The sequence below is a fragment of the Streptomyces sp. CLV115 genome, assembly GCF_038448545.1.
Taxonomy (GTDB): Bacteria; Actinomycetota; Actinomycetes; order Streptomycetales; family Streptomycetaceae; genus Streptomyces; species Streptomyces sanglieri.
The window spans coordinates 1-255 of sequence record NZ_JBCEWQ010000474.1; the positions used below are offsets into that span (position 1 = coordinate 1).

General features: G+C 71.0%; 1 pseudogene. It reads left to right on the forward strand.

Annotation, left to right across the window (positions count from 1 at the left end):
- Positions 1–255, forward strand: a pseudogene (locus AADR41_RS42710) (electron transfer flavoprotein subunit alpha/FixB family protein); the annotation flags it as partial.

Below are 255 nucleotides of genomic sequence, written 5' to 3' on the forward strand. Positions count from 1 at the left end.
ATCTGGTCGTGCCGAAGGTGGATGCGTTGCAGGCGGCGTTCGAGGCGGTGTCGCCGGTGGCGGTGCTGGTGCCGTCGTCGGCGGAGGGCAAGGAGATCGCGGCGCGGCTCGCGGTGCGGATCGGTTCGGGTCTGATCACCGATGCGGTGGATCTGGAGGCCGGTGAGGAGGGTCCGGTGGCCACGCAGGCGGTGTTCGCGGCGTCGTTCACGACGCGGTCGCGGGTGTCGCGGGGTACGCCGGTGATCACGGTGA